This window comes from Pseudomonas sp. BF-R-01, assembly GCF_019946615.1.
GTDB classification, from domain to species: Bacteria; Pseudomonadota; Gammaproteobacteria; order Pseudomonadales; family Pseudomonadaceae; genus Aquipseudomonas; species Aquipseudomonas migulae.
This window is the reverse complement of sequence record NZ_JAGYFX010000145.1, coordinates 1-12,135: the sequence shown is the minus strand read 5'-3', so window position 1 is coordinate 12,135 and position 12,135 is coordinate 1. Positions and strand designations below refer to the sequence as shown.

The window sequence follows — 12,135 nt, the reverse complement described above, 5'->3', positions numbered from 1 at the left end:
GTGCCATGGCCAATTACCGCGTCTGCTGCTGTTGCTTTGCTTTGCTTTTGATCTTGATCTTGATCTGCCCCGTCGGAAGGCCGAGTGGAGGTTCTGCGCAGTGGGCAACCCGGCAAGGATGCCGGGTTAGCCGCCCCCGGCCAGGGATGGCCGATGGCGGCGGGCCCACGAAGCAGGACCGGAGCGAGGGCATGGCGAGCCTTGGCGAGCCACCGTACGTCAGGGGCAAAGCCTTTTGGTTCCTTTTTGGCGTTTGAAAAAGGGACTCGCTGTAAGAGCGAAACCAATAGCCGCCGTTACCGCAGGAATGGATATGTACACCCTCAAAAAATTCGTCACCTGACACAAAGCCTTCGCGAGCAAGTCGAATCGTCGCACCGCCGCTCCCACAAGGGTTCCGAGTACACCCGCAAGATCAGGTCAGCCATCAGCCCTACCGAAATCGACGCAACGCAGTCCGACAAGGACATACCCCATAGTGAAGGACTTCATACGCGCATCAGGATTAATCCACAGTATTTTTTGACGACCCAGCTAAGATTTACAGACGGTGAACCTTATTCCCGGATTTCCGGTCGATACCTGCAACCCGACCCGGTTCGCCACCGCCCCCGATCAACGAGGGTGATGACTGGCTTGCTTCACTTTCTGGAGAACGCCCCCGTGATATCCACCCTACACATCGCCAGGCTCAAAGCATGGGGCGCCCATGGTTTTACCGCCACTGGCGTAGTCACAGCCTTCCTCGCCACCCTCGCCCTGCTGGAAAACCAGCCCACCAATTGCCTGCTGTGGCTGGGCGTCGCACTGATCGTCGACGGGCTCGACGGCGCACTGGCGCGCAAGGTCAACGTACAGTCGGTGTTGCCAAGCTTCGACGGCTCGATCCTTGACCTGGTCATCGACTACCTGACGTACGTGTTTATCCCGGCACTGTTTATCTATCGTTACATCCCGTTGCCGGACTACACCCTGCTGCTGACCGTGTCGCTGATTCTGGTCTCGTCGCTGTTCTGCTTCTGCAACGTCAACATGAAAAGCAAAGACAACTACTTCCAGGGCTTCCCCGCCGCGTGGAACGTGGTTGCGCTGTGCCTGTACATCATCGCCCCGTCGCCATGGATCACCCTGCTCACCGTCATCGGCCTGGCGTTGCTGACCGTGACCCGGATGAAATTCCTGCACCCGTTTCGCGTGCGCAGGTTCATGCCGATCAACATCGCCGTGACGGCCATCTGGTTGCTGTGCAGCTTGTCGCTGGTGATCAACCATCCGGTGATCAACCCGATGGTCATGGGGCTCTGGTTGCTGATGTCGGCCTACTTCCTGGGGATATGCATCTGGCGCACGGCGATGGAGTGGTTTGACGGCTCGCGGCACCCATAAGCCATGCCAATTCATATCGTACGACTCGGCTCACCGCGCCTGCCCGATGAAGGCCTTCGGTTAGGCACCGTGCGCCGCCCGCCTCGTGGCGTACCGAGGGCTGAGTTTGCCCGCCGGGATTTTTATGATGTGTGGCAACCGCTGCTGTCGCCCAGCGCTGAATTAGTCGCCGAAGCCAAGGCGGCGGCTGATGAAAAAACCTGGGAAGGCTTCAAGCGCAAGTTCAAGGCTGAAATGAATCAGCCTGCGCCCAGCCAGTTGCTGGATCTGTTGGCGGCCCTCTCCCATCACACCTCGCTGGCCGTCGGCTGCTATTGCGAAGATGAAGCGCACTGCCATCGCTCGGTATTGCGCGAACTGCTGGAAGCACGCGGCGCCAAGATTATTTAAATTCCAAAACCCCACAAATCCCCTGTAGGAGCCGGCTTGCCGGCGATGGCGTCCGTCCAGTTACCCTTACTTTTACTGACGGACCGCCATCGCTGGCAAGCCAGCTCCTACAAGGGATCGCGTCGTTCTCAAGGTTGAAGTTCACGGCGTAATCGCCACCCTCATAACCCCGCCCCACTCCCACCTGACCAGACGACAGGTTGATCATGGTCAATACTCAAAGGGTTGAATGCCTGTCGAATGACCCTGACGCTCGTTTACCCACGGGAGGTTTGTCATGTCTGAGCAATCACGTTTCATGCTGGTCGCCTCACCCCTGATGGAACACAGCCCCGCCTTCGACAGGGCCGCAGCGCTGGCCAAGGCCGAAGACGCGGCGCTGCACATCGTTGCGTTCGATTATCTGGAGGGCCTGGCGACCGCCAGTCTGGTCAATGAAAAGGCCCTGGAGCAGATGCGCCTGGGCTATGTCGATCGACACCGTCAATGGCTTGAGGACCAGGCGCGGCCCTTGCGCAAGATCGGGGTGCACGTCACCACCGAAGTGACGTGGGTCGAACGGCCACTGGAGGAAATCCTGATTCACCTGAAAGAGCAGCCGATGGACGTGCTGATCAAGGCGCTGGAGCCTCATTCCATGCTCTCAAGGCTGATGTTCACGCCACTCGACGTGCATTTGCTGCGGGAATGCCCGGTGCCGTTGCACTTTGTCAGCCATGCCGCGCATGCCTTGCCGCGCAAGATCGTCGCAGCGGTCGACCCGTTCCATCGTGATGATCACTACAAAAGCTTCAACGACCGCATTCTTCACGAAGCGGCAAAACTGGCCAGCGCCTGTAATGCCGAGCTGGATGTGGTCTATGCCTACGACCTGTCATCGATCAGCGCCGATGAATTCGGCTTCGACAACGGTTCGGCGTTTTTTTCGTCGGGCAAAGCCAGGACCCTGTTCGACTACCAGGAAGCAGCCTTCAACGAACTGGCCGAACGCAACGGCATCGCGCCGCAGCAACGGCACATGATCATGGGCAACCCGGTAAAGGTCCTGACCCGCTACGCCGATGCCTGCGACATCGACGTGATCGTCATGGGCCGCATCGGCCATCGCGGCCTGGGCAGGTTGATCGGCAGCACGGTGGAGCACCTGCTGTACAAAATGCCGTGCAGCGTCTGGGTGGTGTACAGCGAGCGGTTGGATGAGTAAACCTGCTGAAAACACCCCAACCCCCTGTGGGAGCGAGCCTGCTCGCGATGACTGAGTCATATCCAACATTGATGTCGATTGACTCACCGCCATCGCGAGCAGGCTCGCTCCCACAGGTTTTTGTGTGGCTAAGTCAGCGTCGGGTGATCACCACTTCAAGGTATTCACTCGGCACCACCAGCGATTTTTCACCCGTGCGGTTCAAGCGGTTGATCAGCTCGGCCAGGTCACCTTCAAGGGCCTGGGCTCCTTCGGGGGGCAGCGCCGCGAACGCCTTGTGGACCGGGCCATACCAGGTGCGGAACGTGTCGATGAAATGCGCGGCCGAGCGGTAGCGGAAATTGAAGAACCGCCGTGTCACCTGAAGCAGAAACTCGCGCTCATCAAAATGCTTATGCAGCCAGGCCTCGGAACCCCAGTTCGACGGTGGTTGTGCCCCCGGCGGAGGTGGCATGTGCCGGCCCAGGGTCTTGAACATCTGGCCGACAAAACCTTCGGGTGTCCAGTTGGCGAGGCCGATCCGGCCGCCCGGACGACAGACCCGCGCCAGCTCGGCGGCAGCTTTGGCCTGGTCCGGTGCGAACATCACGCCGAAGGTCGACAGCACCGCATCGAAGCTGCCGTCCTCGAACGGCAGCGCCTCGGCATCCGCCACTTGAAAGGTCACCTCCAGGCGTTCCGCCCTGGCCCGGTCTTCGCCGCGCTCCAGCAGCGCGGCGACGTAGTCGGTGGACGTGACGCGGGCACCCCGGCGCGCGGCCGCCAGTGTCGCGTTGCCGTTGCCGGCGGCGACGTCCAGCACGCGCTCGTCGCAAAGCAGGTCGCAGGCTTCGGCGAGCTGCTCGCCGACAATCTGCAAGGTGGTGCCGATCACGGCATAGTCGCCACTGGCCCAGGCGGCCATCTGACGGTTTTTCAAGGCAGTGAGATCAATGGGAGTACTCATCAAATCGCTCCGTTACGAGTTCAAACGCCCCTGGCTTATTCCGCCGTGGTGGGGTCGATGACGGTCATGACCCGGGAAATGCGGTTGGCCGGGAAACCACTCAGCCTGGCATGCTCCCGGATCAACTCTTCGTTGGGCGAGAGGTACACACAGTAGAGCTTGTCACCGGTGACATAACTCTGCTGCCACTGCACCTCCGGCAAGTCGCGCAACGCTCGGCAGGACTTTTGCGAAGCCGCTTTCAAATCCCTTTCTGACAGTGTTCCAGCACCCGGAATCTCGCGTTCAATGATGAACTTCGGCATGGCAACCTCTCATTTTTGTTATTGATGACAGGGTCGGCAGACCCTGTGCCAACTATCGCGCTGCTGACCATCGGCGTCCTGCCCGATCGTCGGCCAACCTTGCCCGATCGTCCGGAGGTTTCGCGTTGTGCCGCGACAGGCTCACAATCAAAAGCTGCCCGCCCACAGGGGAACACCACCATGGACGCCCTGTCCCAGACCCTGCGCGTCGTCCGCCTGGTCGGCGCGATTTTCATCAACGCCAGGTTCACTGCCCCCTGGTGTTATCAGTCACCGAGCGCAGACACCGCCGCACCGTTTCTCGAACCCGGCGCCGAACGCGTGGTGATCTTTCACTTGATCACCGAAGGCGAGTGTTATGTCGAACTCGGTGATGATCCTCCCCAATTGCTGACGGCTGGCGATGTGGTGGTGTTTCCGCAGGGCGATGCCCACCGCATGTGCTCCAAACCCGGTCTCGCGCCGGCCAGCGGTGCACGGCTGGACGTCGTGCTCGCGCGCCGCCCACGGCAGCTGAGTTATGGCGGTGGCGGCGCGGTCACGCGCCTGGTGTGCGGTTATCTGGCGTGCGATACGCGGCTGGCGGGCATGTTGTTGACGGGGTTGCCGGCCGTGGTGAAGGTCAATGTGCGAGGTTCGAACGCCGGGATCTGGCTGGAATCTTCGGTGCGTTATGCGCTGGCCGAGGCACGCTCGCCAAGGCCCGGTGGTGAAGGCGTACTGGCCAAGCTGGCCGAGGTGTTGTTCATCGAAGTGCTGCGTTTGTACATGCACGAACAAGGCGAAGGCCGGACCGGTTGGCTGGCGGGTGTGGGCGACCGGATCGTCGGCGCCGCCCTCAACGCGCTGCACAAAAAACCCTGTCATGCCTGGACGCTGGATGAACTGGCGCGCACCGCCGGCACCTCAAGATCGGTATTGGCGGAGCGCTTTCAGCAACTGGTGGGGATTTCGCCGATGCAGTACCTGACGCAATGGCGCATGTTGCTGGCGGCCAACCTGTTACGCAGCAGTAACAGCTCATTGATGCGCATCGCCGAGGAGGTCGGTTACCAGACCGATACGGCATTCAGCCGGGCGTTTCGGCGGGAGTTCGGCGCACCGCCCGCAGCGTGGCGGCGCAGTCAGGAGAAACGAACAATGGCCCACGGCGCGGAGCCTGTGAGCCATTGAGTTGACGGGTTACGCAGCGGGTGCTTTCGCTTCTTCCAGCAACTGCTGGATCATCTTCTCCTGGGTTTCGTAGCGACCTTCACCGAAGTGGGTGAAACGCACCTGCCCCTTGGCGTCGATCAGGTAGTGAGCGGGCCAGTACTGGTTATCGAAGTTGCGCCAGATCGCGTAGTTGTTGTCGATGGCCACCGGGTAGGTGATGCCGAGCTTTTTCACCTGATCCTTGACGTTGGCGATGATGCGTTCGAAGCCGTATTCCGGGGTGTGGACGCCGATCACCACCAGGCCATCCTTCTCGTATTTCTTCGCCCAGTCCTTCACGTAAGGCAGGGTGTGCTGGCAGTTGATGCAGTCGTAGGTCCAGAAGTCCACCAGCACCACTTTGCCTTTGAGCGACTCATTGGTCAGTGCTGGCGAGTTGATCCATTCAACGGCGCCGGACAGCGACGGCATCGGACCCTGGGCATTGTCCAGGCTTGTATCGGCCTTGACCTTGCTGACCAGGTAATCGACCACTTTCGGTACGCTTTCCAGCACGCCTTTCTCGATACTGCTGACGCCCTCGGAAGAAGTGCCGGCCAGCAGGGTCTTGTCGGCGCCGGTGGAAATCACCACCGCAGCCGCCAGTACCGCAAACCCGGTACCGCGTCGCAACCAGCCGGTCACCGGAATCGACGCTTTCAAGCGATTGACCAGGCCGCGACCGGCGAAGATCAAGGTGCCCAGGGACAACGCGCTGCCCAGGCCGTACGCCACCAGCAACAGACTGGTCTGCGCGTTGGCGCCTTGCAACATGGCGCCGGTGAGGATCACGCCGAGGATCGGCCCGGCGCACGGCGCCCAGAGCAGACCGGTGGCGACACCGATCATCACCGAACCCAACGGGCCGGACATTTTGCGGGTGTCGGGGTCGAGGCGATTGCCCAACAGCACGAACGGGCGTGCCAGCCAGCCGCCGACCCGCGCAGAAATCAGCGACAGGGCAAACAGCGCCATCACGATCAGGGCCACGTGACGACCGGTGTTGTTGGCTTGCACCACCCATTCACTGCTGACCACGGCCAGGCTGGAGATCAGGGCGAAGGTCAGGACCATGCCGCCGAGGGTGAGCAGGATCGAGGAGCGGGTGCGGTCGACCCCGGCGAACAGGAGCGGCACGACCGGGAGGATGCAGGGACTGAGGACGGTCAAAATGCCGCCCAGGAAAGCGATGAGAAACATGGGGATCACCTATAAATACGAGGGTGGCGGTTAACACGCGGTCCCTGTAGGAGCTGGCTTGCCAGCGATAGCGATCTGTCAGTCACTTATGAGTGGCATGTGATGACGCCATCGCTGGCAAGCCAGCTCCTACAAGGGAACGGTGTGGCCTCAGGCCGTCTGCTCATCCAGCAATTGGCCTTGTGGCGTGCGGCTGCCACCGTTCTCGGCAACCATCTGCCCTTGCGGCGTACGGCTCGAGCCGTCCTGCACCAGCAAGTCGTTGGCGCCCTGCTCGTTCACCGGGGTCAGCTGGAAGCAGGTGCTGCTGCCGCAGGTGCTTTGTTCAACGGCGGCGTTGGCGTGAGCGGCGGCGCCGGCAAGGGCGAAGGCAGAGGCGGTCAAAAAGCGGGTTACGTTGTTCATGGCGTTATTCCTGTATCAAAGGGGATTGGCAATCGGTCAGCGAAGGACTCAGTTGTCTTCGTTGCAGTCAGCAATTTTTCGGTAGTCCAGCACCTGGGTTTTGTTCTGGGAGTCCAGGTAAGTCAGCTGGGCATCGACAATCCCGCAGGCGTTCGTGGTGTCCTGTGTCAACGACACCACTTTCTTGATGTCCAGGTGCGTGCCGTAGCTGTAGGTCCTGGCGCTGACGTCGGCTTCGGCACGGGCCGACAGGGTGCAGATGTTCAGGGCGGCAAACAGGCAAGCGGCGTAGATGGCTTTGGTGTTCATGGTGGTGTCCTCAAGGCTTCAATGGGTAGGTCGTTCAATTGAGCCGAGGCGGTTGGGTTTGCCTCGATGGAACCTATTAGAAGGCCCTGAGGTATCTCGTCTGTGTCGAGAAGCGGCGCGTGTAAATCGGTACGTATCAAAGGGGCCTGCCGATACACAGCGATACAAAACCCCTGGATTTCCGGGTTTTTAAGTCCATGTGTATCCGCCGACACACCAGATACACTGCAATACAAAGGGTGGCGGGCGAGCGGGCAAAGGCTCGATAGACTGTGCGCATTCCCTATTTGAAGAGGCTTGGCCCCATGGAACACGTCGATCACATCCTCATCGTGGACGATGACCGCGAGATTCGAGAGCTGGTAGGCAACTACCTGAAGAAGAACGGCCTGCGCACCACCGTCGTGGCGGACGGCCGGCAGATGCGCGCGTTCCTGGAGACCACCCCGGTGGACTTGATCGTGCTCGACATCATGATGCCGGGCGACGATGGCCTGATGCTGTGCCGCGAGATCCGCGCCGGCAAACACAAGACCACCCCGGTGCTGATGCTCACTGCGCGCAACGATGAAACCGACCGTATCATCGGCCTGGAAATGGGCGCCGACGATTACCTGGTCAAGCCGTTCGCCGCCCGTGAACTGCTGGCGCGGATCAACGCGGTGCTGCGGCGCACGCGGATGCTGCCGCCCAACCTGGTGGTCACCGAAAGCGGTCGCCTGCTGGCCTTCGGTCGCTGGCGCCTGGACACCTCGGCCCGCCATCTGCTCGATGACGACGGCACCATGGTCGCGCTCAGCGGCGCGGAATATCGACTGCTGCGGGTGTTCCTCGATCATCCGCAACGGGTGCTCAACCGCGACCAGTTGCTGAACCTGACCCAGGGCCGCGATGCCGATCTGTTCGACCGTTCCATCGATTTGCTGGTCAGCCGCCTGCGTCAGCGCTTGCTCGACGACGCACGGGAACCGGCCTACATCAAAACCGTGCGCAGCGAAGGCTATGTGTTTTCGCTGCCGGTGGAAGTCCTCGGGGCGCCCGCATGAACCTTTCCCTGCGGTGGCCCCGCACCCTCGCCTCGCGCCTGTCGCTGATTTTCCTGATCGGTCTGATTCTGGCGCAGGTGTTGTCTTTCGGTGCGCAGTACTACGAGCGCTACGAAAGCGCGAAAAACACCATGCTGGGCAATCTGGAAACCGACGTTTCTACCTCCATCGCCATCCTCGACCGCTTGCCGGCCGAAGAACGCATGAGTTGGCTGCAACAACTCGATCGCCGCAACTACCGCTATTTGCTGGATGAAGGTTCGCCCGGTACGGCGATGAGCGATACGCCTATCGCGATGACCTCGATCAAGGACGCCATCGGCAAGGATTACCCGATGACGGTTACGGACATTCCCGGTCCGGTCAAACACTTCCAGGTCCATCTGAAACTGGCCGATGGCAGCCCGGTCACCATCGACGTGCGTCCGTCGATGGTGCCGTTGTCGCCCTGGTTGCCGGTCGTCTTGCTCGGCCAATTGTTGCTGATGATTCTGTGCACCTGGCTGGCCGTGAGAATCGCCATTCGCCCCCTCACCCGCCTCGCACAAGCCGTCGAAACGCTGGACCCCAACACCCACCCGGTGCACCTGGACGAAAAAGGCCCGACCGAAGTCGCCCACGCCGCCATGGCCTTCAACGCCATGCAGGCGCGCATCGCTGCCTATTTGAAAGAACGCATGCAATTGCTGGCGGCGATTTCCCACGACCTGCAAACCCCCATCACTCGGATGAAACTGCGCGCCGAGCTCATGGACGACTGCAACGAAAAAGACAAACTGTGGAACGACCTCGGCGAGATGGAGCACCTGGTGCGCGAAGGCGTGGCCTATGCCCGCAGCGTCCATGGCGCCACCGAAGAGAGCCGTCGCACCGATCTGGATTCGTTCCTCGACAGCCTGGTGTTCGACTATCAGGACGTGGGCAAGGATGTTCAGCTCAGCGGAAAAAGTGACACCGTCATCGACACCCGGCCGCACGCCTTGCGCCGCGTGCTGGTGAACCTCACGGACAACGCACTCAAATTCGCCGGCGCGGCGCAACTGCAGGTGGAATCGAAACCTGGCGGCAGCTTGTCGGTGAAGGTGATGGACCGCGGCCCCGGGATTGCCGAAGAAGAACTCGCCCACGTGATGGAGCCGTTCTACCGCGTGGAGAATTCGCGCAACCGCAGCACCGGCGGCACCGGTCTCGGCCTGGCGATTGCCCAGCAACTGGCGCTGGCCCTCGGCGGGTCGTTGACGCTGAGCAACCGCGAGGGCGGCGGACTCTGCGCAGAGCTAAAGCTCCCGGCCCGCCCTTTGTAGGAGCGAGGCTTGCCCGCGAAGGCCTCGACACGGTTCTACCTGAAAACCGTGTCATCGTTCTTCGCGGGCAAGCCTCGCTCCTACAGAACCTGAACCAAGGCTAAGGAAAGCCTTTATATTGTCGGGCGCAGTCGGTGATTCGCCGCTGTGCTGTACTCGGCAGTACCTCATCACTGATATGGACATTGCACATGGATGAAAACAGAAGACCCATCAAAACGCGTTCTGCGGGATGGGCCAAATACGTCACCGACCAGTTGGTGAAAAGGGACCTCTCCCCCAATCAGATCTCCGTGGCCAGCATCGCCTTCGCACTCGCTGGCATCGTCGCGCTCAATATCGACACGGGCGTCATCGGCTCGATCCTCTGCGCCCTCGGCATTCAGTTGCGCCTGTTGTGCAACCTCTTCGACGGCATGGTCGCGATTGAAGGCGGCAAGAAATCCGACATCGGCAGCCTCTACAACGAATTCCCCGACCGGATTGCCGACAGCCTGCTGATTGTCGGCCTGGGCTACGCCATCGGCTACTCTGACCTTGGCTGGTTTGCCGCGCTGGCTGCGGCATTGACGGCTTACGTCAGGGTGTTTGGCGGCTCGATCGGTCTCAAGCAGAGCTTCATCGGCCCGATGGCCAAGCAACACCGAATGGCAGTCATGACGGTCGGGCTGCTGCTGAACGCCGTCGAAGCGAGCGTTTATGCCACTCACTACGTGCTGTTGATTGCGCTGGTCATCATCGCCATCGGCTCCGCCGCGACCTGCGTCACGCGCACCCTGGCCATCTCGCGCGAACTGAAGGGGAATCCTCATGTGGATCAGTAACGCGCTGATTTCTGTTCTTCGATTCGTGATCGGCGTCACCGCCCGATGGGAAAGCCCGCCGGACCTGACACGCCAGCGTATCTATTTCGCCAATCACTCCAGCCATATGGACACCCTGGCAATCATCGCGGCCCTGCCACCGGAAGCCCGAGCGAACGTGAAACCGGTTGCGGCCGCTGACTACTGGGGAAAGAACAAATTCCTGTCATACATCTCGCAGAAAGGCCTGAATGCGGTGCTGATCGATCGCAACCCCGCGCCCGGCGTCAACGTACTGGAACCGATTTTCGACGTGGTGCGCGCCGGCCATTCGATCATCATCTTTCCGGAAGGCACGCGCGGCAGCGAGGCGTTGCCCGGTCCTTTCAAATCGGGTCTGTTCCGCTTGGCCGAGACATTCCCTGAGGTTGACCTGGTGCCTATCTACCTGGAAAACCTGCATCGCTCCATGCCAAAAGGCAAACACGTCCCCCTGCCCATCATCTGCACAATCCGTATCGGCGATCCGCTGCAACGGATCAGTGGCGAGGAAAAACAGGTGTTTCTGGATCGGGCGCGTGACGCGATTGTGAGGTTGTCGGAATGAATCTTGATGAAAAGTTTTTGTGGTTCTTCGGCGCCATTGCCGCCCTGTTGGCGATCGCTTCGATCATCGGCCGGATACTGGCCAAGCGGGCTACGACAGAGGGTTCGGTATCGACCATCGAAAACCTCAACCAGCGCGTAAATGCCTGGTGGGGGATGGTGATCATTTTCTTCGTGTCCTACCTGCTGGGCGGGAACGCGACGGTCATTCTGTTCGGTTTCATTTCCCTGTTCGCGCTTAGGGAATTCATCACCCTGACACCGACCCGACCTGGCGACCATAACGCGCTGTTTTCGGCGTTTTTCATTCTGATCCCCTTGCAATACGTACTGATCGGCACCCACTGGTATTCGCTGTTCACGCTGCTGATTCCGGTGTACGCCTTCCTGCTGTTGCCGGCGATTGCGGTGCTGAGCCAGGACACCGACGCCTTCCTGGAACGGGCGGCCAAAATTCAGTGGGGGGTGATGATTTGCGTCTACTGCATCAGCCACGCGCCTGCGTTGTTGCTGCTGGACCTGGAAGGCTTCCAGGGCCAGAACGCGTTGCTGCTGTTCTACCTGGTGTTCGTCGTGCAGTTGAGTGACGTGTTGCAGTACGTGTTCGGCAAGCTCTTCGGCAAGCACAAAGTTGCGCCGCTGGTGAGCCCGTCGAAAACCGTGGAAGGCCTGGTCGGCGGCGGTTTGTCGGCCACGCTGATTGGCGGCTGCATGTTCTGGATGACACCGTTCAGTTTCTGGCAGTCGCTGATGATGTCGTTCGTGATTGTGGTGATGGGTTTCCTGGGCGGCCTGGTGATGTCGGCGATCAAGCGCAGCCTCAGCGCCAAGGACTGGGGCACCATGATCAAGGGCCACGGCGGCATGCTCGACCGGATGGACTCGATCTGCTTCGCGGCACCGATCTTCTTTCACCTGACGCGGTACTTCTTCTCCGCCCAATAAAAACGCATCCCCCCTGTAGGAGCCGGCTTGCCGGCGATGGCGGTAGGTCAGTCGACACATTTATCGCCTGAATGGACGCCATCGCCGGCAAG

The 12,135-nt window shown here is 60.6% G+C and carries 14 protein-coding genes; 9 read left to right on the top strand and 5 right to left on the bottom strand.

Annotated elements, in window-relative coordinates; translation table 11 throughout:
* Window positions 1–663: 663 nt before the first annotated feature.
* The 3 genes from pcsA to KGB27_RS29235 all read left to right on the top strand — a co-directional run bounded on the left by pcsA (window position 664) and on the right by KGB27_RS29235 (window position 2,980).
* Window positions 664–1,386, top strand: a complete 723-nt coding sequence (gene pcsA, locus KGB27_RS29245; RefSeq protein WP_008028178.1) for a phosphatidylcholine synthase — start codon at window positions 664–666, stop codon at window positions 1,384–1,386.
* Between the two features lie 3 nt (window positions 1,387–1,389).
* Window positions 1,390–1,776 carry a DUF488 domain-containing protein gene (locus KGB27_RS29240; protein WP_223557251.1) on the top strand — a complete coding sequence of 129 codons (387 nt, stop codon included), beginning with the start codon at window positions 1,390–1,392 and terminating at the stop codon, window positions 1,774–1,776.
* A 277-nt stretch (window positions 1,777–2,053) separates the two neighbouring features.
* Window positions 2,054–2,980, top strand: coding sequence for a universal stress protein (locus KGB27_RS29235; protein WP_008043281.1), 927 nt, complete (start codon window positions 2,054–2,056; stop codon window positions 2,978–2,980).
* Window positions 2,981–3,113: 133 nt separating this feature from the next.
* Here KGB27_RS29235 and KGB27_RS29230 read toward each other — a convergent pair whose 3' ends face one another.
* Together KGB27_RS29230 and KGB27_RS29225 are read right to left on the bottom strand one after the other, a co-directional pair.
* Window positions 3,114–3,926: a class I SAM-dependent methyltransferase gene (locus tag KGB27_RS29230; RefSeq protein WP_223415724.1), complete on the bottom strand. Its 813-nt coding sequence runs from the start codon at window positions 3,924–3,926 to the stop codon at window positions 3,114–3,116.
* 35 nt (window positions 3,927–3,961) lie between these two features.
* A complete protein-coding gene (locus KGB27_RS29225) occupies window positions 3,962–4,231 on the bottom strand; it encodes a DUF4242 domain-containing protein (RefSeq protein WP_008028186.1) in 270 nt (89 codons plus the stop codon).
* A 180-nt stretch (window positions 4,232–4,411) separates the two neighbouring features.
* On the opposite strand from KGB27_RS29225, the gene KGB27_RS29220 reads away from it, so the two are divergent.
* Window positions 4,412–5,404, top strand: a complete 993-nt coding sequence (locus KGB27_RS29220; protein WP_008028188.1) for an AraC family transcriptional regulator — start codon at window positions 4,412–4,414, stop codon at window positions 5,402–5,404.
* A 9-nt stretch (window positions 5,405–5,413) separates the two neighbouring features.
* Here the strand turns inward: KGB27_RS29220 and KGB27_RS29215 are convergent, their stop codons facing one another.
* The 3 genes from KGB27_RS29215 to KGB27_RS29205 all read right to left on the bottom strand — a co-directional run bounded on the left by KGB27_RS29215 (window position 5,414) and on the right by KGB27_RS29205 (window position 7,339).
* Window positions 5,414–6,625: a cytochrome c biogenesis protein DipZ gene (locus tag KGB27_RS29215; protein WP_223557250.1), complete on the bottom strand. Its 1,212-nt coding sequence runs from the start codon at window positions 6,623–6,625 to the stop codon at window positions 5,414–5,416.
* A gap of 150 nt (window positions 6,626–6,775) precedes the next feature.
* Complete coding sequence (locus KGB27_RS29210) at window positions 6,776–7,030, bottom strand: hypothetical protein (protein WP_223557249.1); 255 nt, start codon at window positions 7,028–7,030, stop codon at window positions 6,776–6,778.
* Between the two features lie 48 nt (window positions 7,031–7,078).
* Window positions 7,079–7,339, bottom strand: a complete 261-nt coding sequence (locus KGB27_RS29205; protein ID WP_008043296.1) for a DUF2790 domain-containing protein — start codon at window positions 7,337–7,339, stop codon at window positions 7,079–7,081.
* Between the two features lie 305 nt (window positions 7,340–7,644).
* On the opposite strand from KGB27_RS29205, the gene KGB27_RS29200 reads away from it, so the two are divergent.
* The 5 genes from KGB27_RS29200 (at window position 7,645) to KGB27_RS29180 (ending at window position 12,043) form a co-directional block, all read left to right on the top strand.
* Complete coding sequence (locus KGB27_RS29200; protein ID WP_008028195.1) at window positions 7,645–8,385, top strand: response regulator; 741 nt, start codon at window positions 7,645–7,647, stop codon at window positions 8,383–8,385.
* Window positions 8,382–9,689 (top strand): ATP-binding protein, encoded by a 1,308-nt coding sequence (locus KGB27_RS29195; RefSeq protein ID WP_223557248.1) that lies wholly within the window; start codon window positions 8,382–8,384, stop codon window positions 9,687–9,689. The genes KGB27_RS29200 and KGB27_RS29195 overlap by 4 nt, the downstream gene beginning before the upstream one ends.
* Window positions 9,690–9,880: 191 nt before the next feature.
* On the top strand, window positions 9,881–10,513 hold the full coding sequence (locus KGB27_RS29190) for a CDP-alcohol phosphatidyltransferase family protein (protein ID WP_008043298.1): 633 nt from the start codon (window positions 9,881–9,883) through the stop codon (window positions 10,511–10,513).
* Complete coding sequence (locus KGB27_RS29185; RefSeq protein ID WP_223557247.1) at window positions 10,500–11,099, top strand: lysophospholipid acyltransferase family protein; 600 nt, start codon at window positions 10,500–10,502, stop codon at window positions 11,097–11,099. The genes KGB27_RS29190 and KGB27_RS29185 overlap by 14 nt, the downstream gene beginning before the upstream one ends.
* Window positions 11,096–12,043 (top strand): phosphatidate cytidylyltransferase, encoded by a 948-nt coding sequence (locus tag KGB27_RS29180; RefSeq protein WP_008043299.1) that lies wholly within the window; start codon window positions 11,096–11,098, stop codon window positions 12,041–12,043. The genes KGB27_RS29185 and KGB27_RS29180 overlap by 4 nt, the downstream gene beginning before the upstream one ends.
* Window positions 12,044–12,135 lie beyond the last annotated feature (92 nt).

Coding starts and splice junctions, on each gene's coding strand:
- KGB27_RS29240 (WP_223557251.1), top strand. CDS start 1,390: ATGCCAATTCATATCGTACGACTCGGCTCACCGCGCCTGCCCGATGAA.
- KGB27_RS29235 (WP_008043281.1), top strand. CDS start 2,054: ATGTCTGAGCAATCACGTTTCATGCTGGTCGCCTCACCCCTGATGGAA.
- KGB27_RS29230 (WP_223415724.1), bottom strand. CDS start 3,926: ATGAGTACTCCCATTGATCTCACTGCCTTGAAAAACCGTCAGATGGCC.
- KGB27_RS29225 (WP_008028186.1), bottom strand. CDS start 4,231: ATGCCGAAGTTCATCATTGAACGCGAGATTCCGGGTGCTGGAACACTG.
- KGB27_RS29220 (WP_008028188.1), top strand. CDS start 4,412: ATGGACGCCCTGTCCCAGACCCTGCGCGTCGTCCGCCTGGTCGGCGCG.
- KGB27_RS29215 (WP_223557250.1), bottom strand. CDS start 6,625: ATGTTTCTCATCGCTTTCCTGGGCGGCATTTTGACCGTCCTCAGTCCC.
- KGB27_RS29210 (WP_223557249.1), bottom strand. CDS start 7,030: ATGAACAACGTAACCCGCTTTTTGACCGCCTCTGCCTTCGCCCTTGCC.
- KGB27_RS29205 (WP_008043296.1), bottom strand. CDS start 7,339: ATGAACACCAAAGCCATCTACGCCGCTTGCCTGTTTGCCGCCCTGAAC.
- KGB27_RS29200 (WP_008028195.1), top strand. CDS start 7,645: ATGGAACACGTCGATCACATCCTCATCGTGGACGATGACCGCGAGATT.
- KGB27_RS29195 (WP_223557248.1), top strand. CDS start 8,382: ATGAACCTTTCCCTGCGGTGGCCCCGCACCCTCGCCTCGCGCCTGTCG.
- KGB27_RS29190 (WP_008043298.1), top strand. CDS start 9,881: ATGGATGAAAACAGAAGACCCATCAAAACGCGTTCTGCGGGATGGGCC.
- KGB27_RS29185 (WP_223557247.1), top strand. CDS start 10,500: ATGTGGATCAGTAACGCGCTGATTTCTGTTCTTCGATTCGTGATCGGC.
- KGB27_RS29180 (WP_008043299.1), top strand. CDS start 11,096: ATGAATCTTGATGAAAAGTTTTTGTGGTTCTTCGGCGCCATTGCCGCC.